This window comes from Listeria booriae (assembly GCF_000766865.1).
Lineage (GTDB): Bacteria > Bacillota > Bacilli > Lactobacillales > Listeriaceae > Listeria_A > Listeria_A booriae.
The window spans coordinates 1-17,896 of sequence record NZ_JNFA01000004.1 but is presented as its reverse complement, the minus strand read 5'-3'; the positions used below and the strand labels follow the sequence as shown (position 1 = coordinate 17,896).

Here is a 17,896-nt window from a genome sequence, read left to right as displayed (position 1 = left end):
ATTGGACAAAGCTATCGTTAACCGCTACAATGAGTAACAGGAGGTGTCGTCATGTTTGCAAACAGAACAGGAATTAGAGAAACAAATGAGCGCACAGTGCTAAGCGTTATCGTCAACGAAGGACCTTTATCACGCGCCAACCTCTCTGAAAAAATTGGTCTTAATAAAGCTAGTGTTTCCGCCATTGTCAAAACGCTTATCGAGCAACAGTTAATTCAAGAAGTCGGCATCGGTGAGAGTACCACGCAAGGCGGCCGCAAGCCAATCATGCTTGAATTAAACAAAGCCGCGGGGTTCGCAATTAGCGTTGACATCGGCTACGATTACATAGATACAATGATTCACTATCTCGACGGTTCGACCCGAAATCGGAAACTTCTCCCCTTTCGAACCATCGAAAAAAACACGATTACCGCTGATTTAGTCACGATTATACAAGAAATCACCGCCAAGCTTCCAAAATCACCTTTTGGCGTCATCGGTATGACTATCGCGATTCATGGTGTTGTGCAAAATAATTGGATTACGTTCACACCGGCCTATGATTTTGCCGATTTCCCGCTGGCTTCTGAACTGGCGCAACATTTTGATTTTCCGATTTTGATTGAAAACGAAGCGAATTTGCTTGCCCTTAGTGAACATGCTAAGAACAATGCGTACCATAATCTTGTCGGCATCAGCATTCACGCGGGTCTTGGCGCTGGTATCATTATGAACGACACGCTTTACACTGGCGAAAACGGGCTCAGCGGCGAGATTGGTCACATGATTGTTCATATTAACGGCAACCCCTGCTCTTGCGGCGGACACGGTTGTTTGGAAACGTATAGTTCAGAGAAAGTGATTTTAGAAGCATTCCGTGAGATTTCGGGCAATCCCGAAGCGATTATTCCAGATTTATATCGCGCATATGTCGCAAAAAATCGCCAAGCTATTCAACTCATCGACAACATGATTGACTACCTCACAATCGCCGTTCACAACACGATTGCGCTCTACAACCCGAAAGTCATTGCGATTCACAGCGAAATCAGCCGACTTATTCCAAGTTTTCCAGAGCAAATCAAAGAACGATTACCACGCCTGACTGCGCAAAATATCGAACTAAAAACCGCCCAACTTGGCGAAGAAGCCATTTTATTCGGTGCAGCGGTTGTTACGATTTCTAATTTTTTAGAAGTTCCGAAATTCGAATTGAAATGATGGGAGGATGGACGATGAATAAAGCAGATCAAGTGATGGACGGTGTGAGAGACCTGCTAAATAAGATGGGTTGGCTGAACAAGTTCGAGATGGAAGTCCGGCTTGACGGCTACAAAGCATCTGAGGTCCACTGCATCGAAGCCATTGAAAAAACGACCGACCCCAACGTAACCAAACTAGCGCAATCCCTCTACATGACCCGAGGCGCCGCCAGCAAAATCACGAAAAAACTCCTAAAAAAAGGCTACATCGAAAGCTATCAAAAACCTGATAATAAAAAAGAAATCTATTTCCGTCTTACCGAGCACGGCCAAAAGATTTTCAATATCCACGAAGAAGTCCACAAACAGTTCCAAGACCGCGACAAAGCGGTGTTTGAGCAAGTGACTGACGAGCAGTATGATATGTTGTTAGCTTTTATGGAGAAGTATAATCAGCATCTTGATGAGGAGATTAGGAAGCAAGGGTTGGATATTAAGTAGTTGAGTATAAAAAGAAGATTGGTAAAGCATCGCTAATAAAATTCAAAAACTTCTTATGAGTATTTTCGGGCAAGCCTGTTTCAGTGATAACTTTCGAGTATGTAGCAACCCGCTTATCTCTATATTTATCCATGTTACTATTCAGAAAAACAAAATAATCAATGGTAGAGCCCGTATTACTTTGATAGAAAAACATGACTGACGCAGTCAATGCTAATAAATCATTTTTCCCTCGACCTTTATTAAATTCAGATTTTGTCACGCCGAACATAGTAAATAAAGGCTCCCAAAAAGTGAGTTCTGGCTTGCATCTATGGTTATACATTCGCCCACCATGAGCAGACCAGTTTCTATATCTGATAAAGATAGACATCATTTTAGCGAAAAATTCTTTTAGTTTTTCATCAATATGATCAATTCCTAATATGCTCTTGATGATTTCTTCTTTTATCTCAGATTTTGATAATTCAAAAAGAGTATACACTTGCCCAAAGGTAAGACCTTTCGTTAGAATCCAAGGTGGCATATTTTTATAATTATTTTTATAGTATATCAATGGTTCAATTCTTGGCTTGTGAATATTTTTCCACAGCATATCTAGTAAATTTTCTCGTTGTGTCTTGCCATTATTTTGTTTGTGACCGGTATTATACTTTGATTTATCTAAATATTTCTGAGGTTCATGCCCGTATTCTTTTCCTATGAAGTAGGCAACATTGGTATAGAACGTACACTCGACATCTATTGTGACAGCTAGAATAGTTTTTCTTAAATCCCTATCGAACATGTATAGTTCATATAAATCTTCAAATGTGCTACCTTCTATATATCTATCATCACCTTCAAAGGGGCTTTTTAAAAAGATATCTTTATATCCATTTATAATATTATAATAATTATGCGTCATTATTAATTGCTTAGCTTTTTCTTTGGAACCGATACTCAAACCTCGACCGATTAGTTTTTCAATTTGATCTTCTACTGGCAAAAAGGGCTTATCCGCTTTGTATTTTCTATGATTATTTACCACTATTATCACCTCTAAAAGCAGTATAACAAATAAAGAAAAAAACCTCCAATGAAAATTGGAGGTTTTTTCCTAGCTTAAAGAAGCCCATTTGGTTTATTACAGATAGTATAACATAAATTTTATTGATTGCAAAGTAAGTTTTATACTTTTGTTGACAAGGAAACCAAATAGTTGTATGATAATTATGTTTCCTAGGAATCAATATATCTACAAGGAGTTTTCCACATGACTAAAGACAAAGTAAAAGGTTCAGGATTATCCAAAGAAATCCTCGTCGCTGCTTGGGCTATCGCACTTGGAGCCATTGCCCCGATGCTTGACTCAACTATGGTGAATATCGCCATCGACCAACTAAATAAAGACTTCAACACAACTTTAGATACGATCCAATGGGCCATTACAGGTTACGTTTTAGCTCTCGCAATCGCCGTGCCTATATCTGGTTGGCTGATGAATAAATTCAACGGCAAGAAAATTTTTATCGGAGCAGTTGTTGCTTTTGGTATTACCTCGGTTCTTGCTGGGCTTAGCTGGGATGTTTCGAGTTTCATTTTCTTCCGCCTGCTTCAAGGGTTTAGCGCTGGTGTCATTACTACGCTGATGTCAACACTTCTCGTCAAAACGGCGGGACCTGAAAACCTCGGTAGAGTCATCGCAATTGTTACGACGCCAATGATTCTTGGTCCAATCCTCGGGCCTGTTATCGGTGGCTTTATTATTCATTTCGCTTCGTGGCACTGGATTTTCTTCATCAACGTGTTTATCGTTCTTATCGCGGTGCCGTTAATGATGAAATCGATTCCTGAGTTCCAGCCGTTCAACAAAGATAGTAAGCTCGATGTTTTCGGGATTGTTACTTTGGCAGGTATGAGCGTTGCCTTGATTTACGGTATCACAAAAGCCGCCAGCCACGCTTCTTTCAACAATAGCGAAACATTGCTTTGCGTTGGTGTTGGCCTTGTTTTGGCGGTCGTTTATGTCATCTACAACCACATTCGCAAAAATCAAACGGTTCTTCCGTTAAACTTGTTCGTGCATAAGAGTTTTGCGGCATCGAGTATCGGGCTTTTCCTCGCGAATATTGCCATTATGGGGCCGATGATTATTATGCCGCTGTTCTTCCAAACTTTCCGCCATTTCACGCCTATCGAAGCTGCGATTGCACTGATTCCGCAAGGTGTTGGTATGATTGTAACGCGACCTGTGATTGGTAAAATGATTGATAAATTCGGCGCCAAATATGTCGTGATGGTCAGTCTCGTTCTTTCACTTATCGGCTCGATTCCGCTTGTCTTTATTACGGATAAAACGAGTATGATTTGGATTTCCATCATCTTGTTTATCCGCGGTACAAGTATCGGAGGTATTAATTTGCCACTGACGACCGATGCGTATACAGGTCTTGATAACAAGCAGATCCCCGAAGCAAGTATTGGCATTAACATTATCGAAAACCTTGGTTCTAGTTTTGGTTCTGCCGTTATCGCAACGGTTGTCGCCAGTTTCGTTCAAGTCCTGCATCCCTCTTTCGCCGAGAGTTTGAAAGGATTCCAGGCTGGTTTTCTAGTATCCGCCGTGGTCCTTGCGCTCATCTTCATCCCGAGCTTCTTCTTAACTAATAAGCAGTCCAAGACTCAGTAAGTCACTTGAGTCTTTTTTTGCGCTATCCATTTGAAGTTTTTTTGCTAGGACAAAAATAGGATCTATATTAGACAAAAAAAGTACACTCTAAAAAGGAAGCTGGCACTATAATGATACGTAAAAGGAGGCGGTGATTTATGAAAACATCATTTGTGAATTTATGCACTATTTCAATTAAAGGAGGAAAACAAGATGGAACAAGTGGCTTATAAAGGAACGAATAAACTCATCACAGGGATTGTATTTGGTGTTATTACATTTTGGTTGTTCGCGCAGTCGCTCGTTAATGTTGTGCCAGCGATTCAACAAGATATTGGTATTTCTTCTGATTTATTAAACATTGCGATTAGTTTAACAGCACTTTTTTCTGGTATTTTTATTGTGGTTGCTGGGGGTATGGCGGATAAGTTCGGCCGGATGAAGCTGACGTATATTGGTCTGGGTCTCAGCATTATTGGTTCGCTTTGTTTGGTTTTGACGCAAGGCGCGGTGTTGCTCATTATTGGGCGCGTGATTCAAGGGCTTTCTGCTGCTTGTATTATGCCTGCGACGCTTGCTTTGATGAAAACGTATTTTGAAGGGAAGGATCGGCAACGGGCGCTTAGTTTCTGGTCGATTGGTTCGTGGGGCGGCTCGGGCATTTGTTCTTTTGCTGGCGGTGCGATTGCGACGTATATGGGCTGGCGCTGGATTTTTGTTTTCTCGATTATTTTCGCGGTGTTGGGAATTTTTCTAATCAAGGGGACGCCTGAGAGCAAGGTTGCTCAAACAGGTGCAAAAGCGAAATTTGATTTGAGTGGCTTAATCACGTTTGTTATTGCGATGGTGAGTTTGAACTTGGTCATCACGCGCGGCTCGACTTTTGGCTGGGCTAGTGTTACGACGCTTACGCTCATCGTTGTTTTCTTGCTTGCGGCAACGTTCTTCTTCCGCATCGAACTGAAGCAATTGAATGGCTTTATTGATTTTTCTTTGTTTAAAAATAAAGCGTATACTGGCGCAACGTTGTCGAACTTTCTGTTGAATGCCGCTGCTGGGACGCTTCTTGTGGCTAATACATATGTGCAGGTTGGCCGCGGCTTTACGGCGTTTCAATCTGGGCTTTTGTCTATCGGCTATCTCGTGTGCGTTCTCGGAATGATTCGTGTTGGTGAAAAAATTCTGCAACGGATTGGTGCGCGCAAACCAATGATTCTCGGTTCGCTGATTACGGCGATTGGGATTGGCTTGACGTCGCTTACTTTCTTGCCAGGTATGGTTTACACGGTCATTGTTTTCATTGGCTTCTCGTTATTTGGAATCGGATTAGGTATGTATGCAACGCCATCCACGGACACGGCAGTATCGAATGCTCCGGAAGATCGCGTTGGTGTTGCTTCTGGGATTTATAAAATGGCGAGTTCGCTCGGTGGATCGTTTGGTGTTGCGATTTCGGCAACGGTTTATGGTGTGATTACAGCGAGCGGGAATATTGATTTGGCGGCGATGATCGGGTTACTGACGAATGTTGGCTTTTGTTTGGCTTCGTTGATTGCGATTATAGTGACTGTGCCGAGGGAGAAGAAGGCTATGGAGGTTGTGACGGAATAATTTAGTGGAGACGAGTCTGGGACATAACCCAAATAAATCGGCGATAAGCGCTCGCATTCAGGGAGTTTGGCGGACTTCCGGTTCTCACATACACGAGTATGCTCCGCTTCCGGCTTCCACCAAACTCCCTGAATACAAACGCTTTCGCTCGATTTGTGTAAAGCAAAATTTTTCGTCCTACCCAAAGTAAATGGCTCGACGGTTTTGCTTTATCTTGAGTTTTGTCCCAGACTCGTCTCTTTTTTTATCGTTCTGAAATCGGCATGTGCTCTCCCCAGCGTTTCCAGTCCAAAAGCACCCAATTCTTTCCGGAATCTAGCCATCCCTCTTTCACTAATACCTTGCGCACACTGTTTAAATATTCTCTTGTACAATGTATGTACCTTGCAATTTCTACTTGTGTCAAAATCATAGGTATACGGCAAGTATCCATTTTGATTTCGCCTATTTCGCATGCTAGTTTGTATAATAATGCCATCACTCGTTCTTTGATCGGTAGCGCATATAGATCTAATTGATTGGCAAATAACTGGATTATATCTTGTTGCGCTTGTGTTTGTTTCCGTAAAAAATCGGTCGCTGATATAATCGGTATAAAAGCTACTTGTGCAGTCCTTTGTGCTTGGTATTCTACTAATCCAGCTGTTAAATCTTTTTCTGGGATAATAAATGATTCTGCTTTTAAGATTTTCAATAAATGATTTCCTGTTCGGCAGATGATGTATCCTTGTAATATTCGATACTCTCCGCAGACGTGTAATTTTTCTCCCCGCTCCAATGAGATAACTTTAATCTCTTGGTTTCCCTTTGTTAACATGTTATTTCCTCCTTGCCGGTTACCTACTTTTAAAATAGTGTTTACCGTTTTTTATTCTAAGTTATCTATTGGTCGGTGTATTTTCCCGATTCTCGCAGCTAGTCTTTTTCCTGCGGGTGTTATATATAAAGCAACTTCTCCTGATTTGTTGTAAACAACCCAGATAAAACCGGTGTTTTGTAATTTCTCAATGGTTATCTGTATGTATTTGTGAGGGAATTTTCCCAGTAAAGTTGGCACTCCTGAACCCCTATCAATGACCAGTTTCCTATGTTTTTGGAAATAATATAGTAAGGTCCACATACTTGATACTGTTGATGACATATCCTACACCTTTCTCTTTCTATCATGGGCTACTTCCGTAAAACTAAGAGAGAAAGTAGCCCATATTTTTAATTATTTATTACCGAAACAAATCGTTTTTTCTTTGTACTGCTTTGGTAAAACATTTTTTGTGTCTAAAATTAAAGAACTGTGTTTAGCAATTTTTTCTTTGTCAAACGCTTTGTGGCAGGTTAATACGATAACGAGGTCGTATTCGCTCATTTTTTCGTAGTCAACGTCGACTGTTGTATGGATTTCTCCATCTTTATCGCGGAATGTTGTGGCTAGTGGGTCACAGAAAGAGACGTTTGCGCCCTGTTCTACTAGGTTTTCAAAAATTGGAATGCTTGGTGATTCGCGTAGATCATCGATGTCTTCTTTGTATGCCATACCTACAAGTAGAATATTGGATCCGTTTAATGATTTTTTCACGGTATTTAGTGCAGTTCCTGCTTTTTGGACGATGTATTCTGGCATTTGGCTGTTGGTTTCTTGGGCTAATTCGATGAAACGGCTGAAAAAGTTCGCTTCTTTGGCTTTCCATGAAAGGTAGATTGGGTCTAGCGGAATGCAGTGGCCGCCAATACCTGGGCCTGGATTGAAACGCATAAAGCCGAATGGTTTCGTGCTTGACGCTTCGATGGTTTCCCAAATATCGATTCCCATTTTATCGCATAGCATTGCCATTTCATTAATGAACGCGATGTTGATACTGCGGAATGTATTTTCTAAAAGTTTACTCATTTCGGCAACTTCTGTTGATGCGACGGGGACTACTTGATTAATAACTGTTTCATACAAGGCAATACCTGCATTTGTTGATGCTTCGCCAATTCCTCCAACGACTTTTGGTGTATTTTCAGTTTGGTATGTTTTGTTTCCTGGATCGACGCGTTCTGGGGAATAACAAATGTAGAAGTCTTCGCCTAGTGTGAAACCAGATTTTTCAATAGGGTCTAGTAGAAGTTCACGAGATGTACCTGGGTACGTTGTGCTTTCTAGGACGATGAGTGTGTTTGGTGTCATATTTTCACGAATGATATCGACGGCGTTGTTGATGTAAGAAATGTCTGGTTCATAAGATGCTGTTAATGGTGTTGGGACGCAGATAATGATGGCATCTGCATCGCCTAATTCTGTGGCATCTGTTGTTGCAACGAATCGCTCATTACTTGTTACTTTCTTTAGTCGTTCTGACGGGATATCCATAATGTCGGATACACCTGTGTTGATTAGGCATACTTTATCCATACTAAGTTCAAAACCGATAACATTCATGCCTTGTTCTGCAAATAATACGGCGAGTGGTAGTCCTACGTAACCTAGTCCCATTACGGCAATCGTTGCCTCTTTATTTTTAAATGTTGTGATTAATGTTTCTACAGTGTTCATTTGTTTTCCACCTTCACTTGATTATTTTTATGATGCATTGTCGCTTGTAAACCTGTTTTCAATGTGTGTTCGGGAGTCCATGTTGTATGATGTACGAATTTATTATTGGCGAGTCTGCTATCTCTTATGTCGCCGGCCCGCTCCGCTTTATTTTCTGATGAAATATTTTGGTCTAATAGGTGGTTCATGATATTTAGGACATCATTAATTGATGTTTGCTCGTTTGTCGAGATGTTGTAAACCCCGCTAGTTGAGACGTACATTGCTTCGATAAGGGCTTCTGCAATATCTTCTACGTAAATAAAATCTCGTGTTTGTTCCCCGTCACCGAAAATAATTGGGGCTTCGTTTTGTTTTAATTTGGTCCAGAAACTTGTAATCACGTCTCCTGCGGCATAGCTTTTCTTGCCATACACATTCGCAAAACGTAGTGCTGCGTAAGGTAGTCCTTGAAGATGGTTAGTAAGCGCTAAATATTGTTCACCAACAAGCTTTGATTGACCGTATGGCGAGGTAGGTATTGTACTGGATTGTTCTGTTAGTGGTAAGTCCTTGTTATTACCGTATACAGCGGCTGTAGATGCAAAAACAAATTGTCGTAAACTTGCTAATCTAACGCATGCTTGGATGATATTTAGCGTTCCCATGATATTAATATCTGCATCGTGTTGTTGTGCTTGAATAGACGTTTGCACATCAATTTGGGCTGCTAGATGGATGACGTAATCAGGTTGTATTTGTTGCACATAATCATATGCTTCCATGCTTCTAATATCGCAAACGGCAAGCTCCACGCGGTGTAATGGAATATTTTCTTTACTACCTGTGCTTAAATTATCAATGATATACAGATCATGTGGACTATCTGCGAGCAACTCAATCACGCGCGAACCGATAAAACCACAACCACCTGTAATTAAAATTTTATTTTTTGACATGTTTCCAACCTACTTTTCTGTATAGAATTTGAAATAACAATGGATCTTTGGAGAGGAATAGGCAAAGAAGATAGACATAAACACCTGTAATCAACTGATAGGCTAAGATTAGGATGTCGCTTTGTCCTTGAAGCAAATACTTGATACCCAGCATAGCGAATAACATGATGATGCTAAAAAACGTATATTTAGCGACAATCTTGAGGAAATATCGAAATTCGTAATGTTTTCTAGCAAAATAAAGTTGCAATGCCACAATCACAAGATTCGCGATAAAGAAACTAAAGACTGTACCTTCACTCCCCCACGCTGCAACTACAAAGATATTTGTTGCAAAACTAACGATGGAGCCGATGATGATGGATAGTGTATATTTTTTGCTTTGGTTTGTGATGAGTAAAATTTGTAACCCTAAGATGTCTGCAACTCCAGCTAAGAAAAGACATGGCGCAAACAGCATCACGTTGTGTGTCGCTGGTGCAAAGGCTGCTCCTAAAAATAGCGGGACAAAAGTCGTCGCAATTCCAATCAAACCGAATGTGAGCGGGATGGTAGAAATGCTAACATAACGTATCGAGAAATTAACGAACTGTCGAAATTTTGCTTGATCGCCTTTTTTAAAATGCATCGCCATTCGCGGGACAATAACGGTAGATAAGGCACTCACAAATCCCATACAAATGGTGTAAAGCTTAAATGCTTGGTTGTAGTAACCGACTTCCGTTGCACCCGCGACATTGCCAAGAATGACTTTGTTCACAGCTGTGTAGAGTAAAGAAACACATGGAATAACAGATAAAAGCAACATTGGAGCAACATGCTTTTTCATGGCTCGAAAAGAGAAATGAATCTTTCCTAAATCAGCAAACAGTGCACTCCATGTCACGAGTTGACCAATTAAAAGCGCGGCACTATTAATCAAAACGTAGAGCCACAAATCACTCGCGTCGTTCACAAAGAGGAAGATACACGCGATACTCAACAGTCGAACCACGGTGTTTCGCATCATGATCCGCTTGACTTGTTCGCGACCGATAAAGAACCACGAAATATCCAGCGCATAGGCAAGCAACATCAACCCATAAATCATGAAAATCAGCTGATAACTACCGACCATCCATACAAAAACAACGTAGACACTGCTGACAAGCAAACCGCAAAGGCATTGCATCAAATAGATGCCTGCGAACGTGGTCTTTAATGCGTGCCTATTTTCTGCTTCCGCAATTTGTTTCCGGCCATAAACACCAACATTGAGTAGAATAAAGACGAGGAAAATTTGTACCACGGAATTGGCATAGGCGTCGATTCCGATATTGGTCGCACCTAGCACACGGGATACATATGGGGTGGTAAATAGTGGCGTGACGACAATAATAAACTGGTAGAAAAGCACGTACAGGTAATTTTTTTTCATCGTTTCGCCGTATCGTAGATGGTGTCGACTTGTTGTGCTAATTGGCGCCAGTTGAGTGCTTGTTCCACACGCTCCCGGCTACGTCTGCCCATCTGATGTCTCTCGTCTACTTCTTGGATGCAGTACGTCATGGCTTCTTGTAAGGCTTGTGCCGATTTAGGTGGGACTAGGATACCTGTTTCTTGGGAAATAATATCGGGGTTGCCACCAACATTAGCTGCGATTACTGGTTTGCCACACGCCATGGCTTCAATAATCGCGATGCTGCACCCTTCCATCAAGGATGGCTGGACATAGATATCGGCAGCATTGACGACACGCTGAATATCTTGATTCGTCAGACGCCCTGTAAAAATAACTTTGGGCGAGTTTTGCGTTTGTTTTTCGATCATGGCCTCAAATGCCGCATATTGACTACCGTCCCCGGCGATTAGAAACGTCAGATTCTCATGCTGTTGTAGCATCGGCGGGATGGCTTCCATCAAATAGCGCATGCCTTTGACGGGTTCCATTCGATTCGTCGATACAATAACCGTTTCTTGTGGGGAAATGCCGTATTGTTCGCGCACTAGCTGGCTTGTTTCTGCATCTGGATAAAAAACGTACTCATCCACGCCGTTCGGCAAGTAAACCGTCTGGGCTTTTTGAAAAAGTTCGGCTGTCATCGTTTCGACTTCGCGGCTCGGACAAATAATCACATCCGGTTCCCGCATCAATTGATGGATTTTCGCGGTATTCCCTTCGTTATATAGCATCCGAAACCACGAAAGATGATTCGTGTAGACTTCTAGCGCTTGAACACGTAACCCGCGCATCATTTGGGCATCTTTATTCAGCGTTTGCCAATGAATCACGTCCACCGTTTCGGTAGCTTCCAGTTTCCGGATGAGTTGGCGCATTCGTTTGCGGTATTGGATATCTTCGATTTTCTTGATTGGCGCTATTGGCACGCGAATGACACGAATACCGTCCATCATTTCTTCTTTAGTTTGCGTGGAAAACGACGCGTACTGCGTCAAAACTGTCAATTGATGGCCACGAGCAATAAGGGCTTTACTCAATTCGTAGACATACACCGCGATACCGCCAATATTCGGAAGGAAATCGTGACTCACCATCAGGATGTGCTTTTTATTCATCGGTCATACAGCTCCTTTAGATGTAAGTACCACTTGTATCGTCTTCCACAGAATCGTCATATCAAGGGCCATCGACTGGTTTTGAATATAGTAATAGTCCATCGCCATTTTTTCCCCGTTCGTGACATCACTCCGGCCATTGACTTGCGCCCACCCTGTAATGCCTGGCTTGACGAGCAGCCGTTGTTTTTGTTGGGCGTTATAATGCGTGGTAATGGCTGGTATTTCAGGACGCGGGCCAATCATACTCATATTTCCTAGCAACACATTGAAAAGTTGTGGCAATTCATCGAGACTAGTTTTCCGAATAAACGCGCCCACTTTGGTAACGTTCGGGTCTACTTCGTCTGTTTGTTTAAATACGAAATCATCTGGAACGCCGCCTTCCCATTCGTATTGTCGCGCTGGTCTTACTTGATTTGGCGCGGTTTTCATAGAACGGAATTTATAAATTGAAAATGGTTGATCATTTTTTCCTGTTCGTGTTTGAATGAATAATGCTGGGCCTTTATCTTCCGATTTGATGCAAATCGCAACGATAAGCATAATCGGTGATGCTAAGACGATGCCTATAAGGCTCAGCAAAATATCCATGATGCGTTTGATGAATCCTGTAAGAGCACCTGCCTTCCGTTCATAAGATTGGCTATCGAGACTTCTTTCCATTTTATTTTCCTCCTAGATTCGCTTCTTGATTGCATTTTTTACGTAAGAGCTGAAACAAAGACATGTTTCAACAAAAGATAGATTTTGGGTTTCGCGGTACATTTTCCACGTGCGCTGCGCCATTTTCCACTTGTTACCTGACAAAGAAGAACCTGAAACACGGTAGTATGCCAATGGTTGATTGATGCCGTATGCCACACCGTTTTCTTTTAAAATGTGTAACCATGTTGCCGTATCTTCACCGCCTGGAATGTTTGGCATTGTGAAATCACCGGTCTTCGTGCGATCAACAAGGACAGTAAGACAACCAATGATGGTATTTCGCAAAAGTCCTTGGTAGTCAATGGTTTCTGGTACTTGAATCGTTTTTAGCGTTTTGTCTGTTGTTTCTTGAAAGGTTTGGTACGCGCTATATACGAGTGGAGCATCATTTTTTTGAATCAGTTCGACTTGTCGTGTTAATTTTTCGGTCATCCAAAGGTCGTCGCTGTCAAGAAAAGCAATGAAACGCCCTAAACTATGTTGCATTCCAACGTTTCGTGCCTGTGCGACACCAGCGTTTTGTGGCAATTGAATGAATAAAATACGTTCATCTTGTAAATAAGGTAAAACTTTGGCTGCTGTTTGATCTGTGGAACAATCGTCCACAATAATGAGTTGTAAATCTTCATAGGTCTGTGCAAGTACGCTTTCGATAGATTTTCCGATTACTTCTTCTGCGTTATAGCAAGGCATAATCACACTCACTTGCTTTTTGTCATACATATCTTACTTCCTCTCTGTTAGTTCTTCGATAAATCGTTCTGTTCGTTCCTGTTGGCCAATGCTATTCACATGATATACTGAGTTGAAAATGGCCGTTTTTGGTACAAAATAGTTTTTTGGTTCACCGATTACTTCATAATTTTCATGAAGATATGCGGTTAATTCCGCTAAATAGGCTGATTCGTGATATATATCAAAGCCTAATGTGCTTGGATACGTGATTCGAACGCGGATATTTTTTCTTTTACATTCTTCACAAAAAGCCTCTAATGCCAAAACGGCTTCTGTTTTTGTGAAATGGGCTGGAAATTGTAACGGTTTGTTTTTTTCGTCTGGTAGTAATGCTCCGGAAACATTGATGTAAGCGCCACTTTCTGCAATATCGAACTGTTTTTGTTTGTAGCCCATATTCAGTTTTACGTTTCCGATGAGATAGTATGCTTGTTGTTTCCATGTAAAACGGTTTAGCTTGCGTTTGTCATACATGCGGTAATATTCATAAGCGAATACGTCATATGCTGGTTTATGATACAGCGAGTACGCCAAGCACAACACAATATCATCACCTGATTCTGCTTGTTCTCGCGCCATATCGAGTAGAAAACCCATACCAAGACCCACATTGACGCCGAAATTTACAGTAGGCATCGACGTTTCGCGTCCTACTCGATCAGTATCAAAGCTATATAATACGTCGCTACCTCCGACAACCATCCGTTTTGGACCTGTCGTTCGTGTAGCATATGTGCTTTTAATCTCCATCAACTGTTTGATTCGCAAAATCCCTTTTGCTTGGTAGAAGAAAAAGTAACTCATACCAAGTAAAAGAATAGCGGTGAGACATAGCCAGAAGCCTAACATCATTGTTTTCGTTCCTTCCATTTATTTATCGTGATATTCAGTGCTGCAACAGCCATGCCAATTGCAATCCATAAATATCGTTTATCTATTACTGTACTCAGGGCAACAGCTGCTACAGCGAATACGAGCACAATTAGAATCGGTAGGACCATGAATAACGCATCGCCATGTTTCCGCGTTGTCCACCAGTAATAAACGCTCATTCCCAGCAAAAGAATAAAGAATACGAGAGGGAAAATACTGAAAATACCCCCATCCGCAATTAACTCTAGCCAAAAATTATGCGGGGCTAAAATTAATTCTTGTACTTGTTCATGCCCTAAGCGATACTGCTCTAGCTTCAGCGGCGCATTTCCTGCACCGACGCCGAGTAATTTTGAATCTTTAATCATTTGCCATAACGTGTTGTATCGTTCTAAGCGATCCGATGTGGAAGCACCTTTTTCTGTGAACGACGAGTCGACAATCTCATTTACTTTTGAAAATGCTGTTGGTAAAATGAGCAATACATTCGTGATGAGAAACATAATCCAAGCCCCTATCAAGATGCTGATTTTTTTTGCGTAGGGGATGAGTAAGGCAATCAATACAACAACGTATGCGATTAAGCCAAGTCGTGAGTATGTTGTTATGACTAGGTAAAGCGGTACTAAACTCACTAATACGAGTGTGATTGCGCGATATGGCTGTCGTAATTTTGTCAGTCGCCAGAAGACTACCGGCAAAAAGATTGTTAAGAATAGCGCATAGTCATTCGTGTTAAACAATAGCCCGGTTGGTTGAAAAGCACTCGTTGTCGTGTCGTAAACAAAAGCGCCCGATTGAGGCAAATGCCAACCTGTAAATACTTCAGCCAAGCCAATCACAATTTGTAACACATAAATGACGGTAATAATTTTAGAAAAGGTAAAAAATTGTTCTTTCGTTCGTAAATAATAGACGGATAGAAAAATTAAATAGGATAGTTCAAAAATGTAGTAAATGTATCGTAATCCTGCGGCAACCGATTCGCTCCAAAATAATGTAATCGTAAAGCCAATAAGCCACGCCGCAAGAAGGAAAAACAACCATCGCATCGGTTTCATATGCGCTATCTGTTTTTCTGGTAAAAAAAGAAACAAGATAAAGTGAAGTAAAAGTAAAATTCGGAATAAGAAAATATTCTCACTTCCTGGTATTCCTAGATACGCTCCAAAAAATGCTGAGATAAAAATACCAATCCACATGTAGAACAGTAATTTATCCAGTGGTACAATGAAAAGGCAAAGGACAGCAATAGCTACAACCGGTAGCAAGAATCCAAATGGGAGAACCGTTGCCAGCGCAGCTAGGATCGCTAAACCGATTCCGATTAGCACATAACGTCTAGTAGTAGGAATAAGTCTTCAACTCTTTAGCTGCATATTTTTTCCCGTTCAAAATTGTCCCAATCAAACGTCCCTCCGCTCGTGCTAATAAATCAATCGATGTCTCTACATCTTTCACCTTTGTCGAACCGTTACGAACAACAAGCACCACCCCATCGCAAAAACTACCTAAAATCCGGCTGTCATTCATAAGTAGAACCGGTGGTGTATCAAAAATAACTAAATCGAATGCTTCTTCCCATACAGCAATCATTTCTTGCATGCGTTCCGTATTCAATAGTTCTAGCTGATTTGGCGGTATCGCACCCGATGGTAAAACACTCAAGTTCGTATCTTCTGTTTCAACAATGTATTTCATTGGATCTTCGGTATCGCTCAATAATGTCGAAAGGCCTTCTGCATATCGTAATTTAAATTGGCTGGATAATTTCGGCTTATGCATATCTGCATCAATGAGAAGCACACGCTTATTTTGTTTAGCATAAGCAACAGCTAGATTCAGTGCGCAGAAACTCTTCCCTTCACTCTTATGTGCAGATGTGAAAACAATGCTTTTTAACGGTTCGTTTGTTTCAGTTTTCATGAATTGAAGATTTGTCATAATCGCTCGAAATCGCTCGGCCATGAATGGATCTATTTTATCTGTAATGATTGGTAGGAAATTATCTTTTACATGTCTCATTTTTTAAAATCCTCTTTTCGTAGGTTTTTAAATGGTGTGTCGCCTAGAATTGTTAAGCCTAAATCGCGTAATTGTGATTCCTTCGTGATGATGGAACTAAAGAGCAGAATGGAGAATGCGAGAATAATGCTGGCCATCAAGCCCGAGATAAATCCTAGAATTAATTGGAATGTCATTGGCTTTGGCGTCGCATCCGATGCTTTTTCCATAACATGAACGCTCATACCACTAAATAACTCTGGAAAATCTTTCGTAACTACTTTGCCGAGGCTATTGGCAACATCGACGGCTTCTTCTTCATTCGGCCCAGTAACGTTGACTGTGAAATAAAGTGAGTTCTGATCGGTAATGACAGTGATGTTCTCGTCTATTTTTTCTATGCCTAAGTCTTCTGCTACTTCTTTTTTAACTTTGTCACTTTGAATCGTCGTTGAAAATGTTCCTATTAGTTGAATACTTGATCGTAAATCGTCGAATGATTGGCCATCTTCTGATTTATTATCTGCTGTAATGAGTAATTGGGTAGATGCTGTATATTCTTGTGGCAGGAGTACTTTTTCCGTTGTATATACAAGCCCCGTTGATAAAATTGGGATACACATCAGGATTACAATGTATTTCTTGATTACCTTTCCCAAATCACTAAATGAAATCTTTGTCAAAATAGCACCTCCAGTGGCTACATGCTTTAAAACTATTGTTTCAAGTTATTTCTTTGTTTTCGTAATTGGAATAGTTCTAATATGATTTGTTATTTTTATATTTTATTGAATATTGTAATTTAAACGTATTATCAAAAAATATTTTTGTGTATCTATTTATGCTTTTTCTTGATAATTGTAAGTTGTATCATAGAATGTCCGTACGTTTGTTGCTAAATTTTGAGGCTAAAAAAGAAGTTTGACTTTCAAAATACTATAAGTTGTTGGAGAATGGGGCATTTTCAGCACACCGTTTTGTTGCTTGAGGATGATGTTGTGGCATCTAGCTATGGATGGTACTTTTTTATCATTTAATTGATATTCGATTTATTTCAACTTGAATTCATGAGTACTCACTGCTTTCTATAAATATCAAAATTATATTCTGTGATAACATACTTATCTACGCTGTATATCTCGGCTGTCGTTTCTCAATCAAGTAACTTCCCTTTCGATATATTTATCTTAACACCTTTGAAAAAATCTGTTTCACAAATATGCTAACTTGCTGAATAGGTTTTCCGAACAATATGTGAACATGCTATACTTTATTACTGTTTTTTCATCTTTATGGCCTTATTATGTTGTTTAATTTAAAAATTTTCATAGATGCTTCTTAAGTAACTTAGTATTAAAAAATGCGCCTCACTCGGTGTGAACACCATGTGAGGCGCGTTGCTTTTATTTTACGTTAACTGCTTGGCGAGCAATTTCTGTGCCTGAGGCACCAAAGCCTACCATTTCTACTTTTTGTGATGCCGATGTTACTTTGTCTGCAGCGTATACTGTGAATGAATTTCCTGAGATTGCTGCTTGACGAGCGAAAGTTCCATCAACGAACAATTGTACTTTCTTGATGTCCGAACCAAATGTGCCCGTGA

Annotated in this window: 17 protein-coding genes; 4 read left to right on the top strand and 13 right to left on the bottom strand. The window is 40.7% G+C overall.

Annotated features, from left to right (window positions below; translation table 11 throughout):
• Nucleotides 1-51: 51 nt before the first annotated feature.
• The gene (locus EP57_RS01935) at nt 52-1,203 is read left to right on the top strand and encodes an ROK family transcriptional regulator (RefSeq protein WP_036083705.1); all 1,152 of its coding nucleotides are present in this window, start codon (nt 52-54) and stop codon (nt 1,201-1,203) included.
• Between the two features lie 14 nt (nt 1,204-1,217).
• Nucleotides 1,218-1,685, top strand: a complete 468-nt coding sequence (locus EP57_RS01930) for a MarR family transcriptional regulator (RefSeq protein WP_036083704.1) — start codon at nt 1,218-1,220, stop codon at nt 1,683-1,685.
• On the opposite strand, the gene EP57_RS01925 is transcribed toward EP57_RS01930, so the two are convergent.
• A complete protein-coding gene (locus EP57_RS01925) occupies nt 1,678-2,715 on the bottom strand; it encodes an Abi family protein (RefSeq protein ID WP_036083702.1) in 1,038 nt (345 codons plus the stop codon). The genes EP57_RS01930 and EP57_RS01925 overlap by 8 nt on opposite strands.
• A 225-nt stretch (nt 2,716-2,940) precedes the next feature.
• On the opposite strand from EP57_RS01925, the gene EP57_RS01920 reads away from it, so the two are divergent.
• Nucleotides 2,941-4,356, top strand: a complete 1,416-nt coding sequence (locus EP57_RS01920; protein WP_036083700.1) for an MDR family MFS transporter — start codon at nt 2,941-2,943, stop codon at nt 4,354-4,356.
• 192 nt (nt 4,357-4,548) lie between these two features.
• On the top strand, nt 4,549-5,946 hold the full coding sequence (locus EP57_RS01915; protein ID WP_036083698.1) for an MFS transporter: 1,398 nt from the start codon (nt 4,549-4,551) through the stop codon (nt 5,944-5,946).
• A 244-nt stretch (nt 5,947-6,190) separates the two neighbouring features.
• On the opposite strand, the gene EP57_RS01910 is transcribed toward EP57_RS01915, so the two are convergent.
• From EP57_RS01910 to EP57_RS16895, 12 genes are all read right to left on the bottom strand, one after another.
• Nucleotides 6,191-6,763, bottom strand: a complete 573-nt coding sequence (locus EP57_RS01910; RefSeq protein WP_036083696.1) for a helix-turn-helix domain-containing protein — start codon at nt 6,761-6,763, stop codon at nt 6,191-6,193.
• A gap of 396 nt (nt 6,764-7,159) precedes the next feature.
• Nucleotides 7,160-8,479 (bottom strand): nucleotide sugar dehydrogenase, encoded by a 1,320-nt coding sequence (locus EP57_RS01900; protein WP_036083693.1) that lies wholly within the window; start codon nt 8,477-8,479, stop codon nt 7,160-7,162.
• Nucleotides 8,476-9,417 carry an NAD-dependent epimerase/dehydratase family protein gene (locus EP57_RS01895; protein WP_036083691.1) on the bottom strand — a complete coding sequence of 314 codons (942 nt, stop codon included), beginning with the start codon at nt 9,415-9,417 and terminating at the stop codon, nt 8,476-8,478. The genes EP57_RS01900 and EP57_RS01895 overlap by 4 nt, the downstream gene beginning before the upstream one ends.
• Nucleotides 9,404-10,834 carry an oligosaccharide flippase family protein gene (locus tag EP57_RS01890; protein ID WP_052167480.1) on the bottom strand — a complete coding sequence of 477 codons (1,431 nt, stop codon included), beginning with the start codon at nt 10,832-10,834 and terminating at the stop codon, nt 9,404-9,406. The genes EP57_RS01895 and EP57_RS01890 overlap by 14 nt, the downstream gene beginning before the upstream one ends.
• Nucleotides 10,831-11,973 (bottom strand): glycosyltransferase family 4 protein, encoded by a 1,143-nt coding sequence (locus tag EP57_RS01885; RefSeq protein ID WP_036083689.1) that lies wholly within the window; start codon nt 11,971-11,973, stop codon nt 10,831-10,833. The genes EP57_RS01890 and EP57_RS01885 overlap by 4 nt, the downstream gene beginning before the upstream one ends.
• 3 nt (nt 11,974-11,976) lie before the next feature.
• Complete coding sequence (locus EP57_RS01880; RefSeq protein ID WP_036083687.1) at nt 11,977-12,639, bottom strand: sugar transferase; 663 nt, start codon at nt 12,637-12,639, stop codon at nt 11,977-11,979.
• 12 nt (nt 12,640-12,651) lie between these two features.
• Nucleotides 12,652-13,404: a glycosyltransferase family 2 protein gene (locus tag EP57_RS01875; RefSeq protein ID WP_036083686.1), complete on the bottom strand. Its 753-nt coding sequence runs from the start codon at nt 13,402-13,404 to the stop codon at nt 12,652-12,654.
• A 3-nt stretch (nt 13,405-13,407) separates the two neighbouring features.
• On the bottom strand, nt 13,408-14,268 hold the full coding sequence (locus EP57_RS01870; protein ID WP_036083684.1) for a hypothetical protein: 861 nt from the start codon (nt 14,266-14,268) through the stop codon (nt 13,408-13,410).
• Complete coding sequence (locus tag EP57_RS01865) at nt 14,265-15,623, bottom strand: O-antigen ligase family protein (RefSeq protein WP_052167479.1); 1,359 nt, start codon at nt 15,621-15,623, stop codon at nt 14,265-14,267. The genes EP57_RS01870 and EP57_RS01865 overlap by 4 nt, the downstream gene beginning before the upstream one ends.
• A gap of 7 nt (nt 15,624-15,630) precedes the next feature.
• A complete protein-coding gene (locus EP57_RS01860) occupies nt 15,631-16,314 on the bottom strand; it encodes a CpsD/CapB family tyrosine-protein kinase (RefSeq protein WP_036083682.1) in 684 nt (227 codons plus the stop codon).
• Nucleotides 16,311-16,976 carry a YveK family protein gene (locus EP57_RS01855; RefSeq protein ID WP_036083680.1) on the bottom strand — a complete coding sequence of 222 codons (666 nt, stop codon included), beginning with the start codon at nt 16,974-16,976 and terminating at the stop codon, nt 16,311-16,313. The genes EP57_RS01860 and EP57_RS01855 overlap by 4 nt, the downstream gene beginning before the upstream one ends.
• A gap of 720 nt (nt 16,977-17,696) precedes the next feature.
• Nucleotides 17,697-17,896: immunoglobulin-like domain-containing protein (locus EP57_RS16895; protein WP_036083678.1), on the bottom strand; the 200-nt coding region annotated here is incomplete at its 5' end.